We start from the raw sequence: 355 nt of genomic DNA, 5'->3' as shown, positions 1-355 counted from the left end.
GGCCGGCCCCTGAACCTCATCGCTGCATCGACGTCCCTAGCTACAGGCGAGCCTGTGGCCGGGGGCTTTCCATCATCCGCAAAAAGGTGAAAACCATGCTGACCATCGACTACAACAGCTATCGCACCACTACCCCCTACGGCAAACGCGTGCGCTTCCTGGTGCTGCACTACACCGCGCTCGACTTCGCCGCCTCGGTCAAGGCGCTGACCACCGGCGCCGCACGACCCCAGCTACAAGGCCGCCGGCTTCAAGGGCCAGCGCATCTTCAACCTGGTCGCCGAGGAAGACCGCGCCTGGCACGCCGGCGTCAGCGGCTGGGCGCGCCGCGACAACCTCAACGACACTTCCATCG

The 355-nt window shown here is 65.6% G+C and carries 1 pseudogene; it reads left to right on the top strand.

Annotated elements, in window-relative coordinates:
* Positions 1-95: 95 nt before the first annotated feature.
* Positions 96-355: pseudogene (locus tag FLP08_RS17445) on the top strand (N-acetylmuramoyl-L-alanine amidase); the annotation flags it as partial.

The organism is Christiangramia aestuarii (assembly GCF_009735585.1).
Taxonomy (GTDB): Bacteria; Bacteroidota; Bacteroidia; order Flavobacteriales; family Flavobacteriaceae; genus Christiangramia; species Christiangramia aestuarii.
This window is presented reverse-complemented; position numbering and strand designations above follow the sequence as displayed.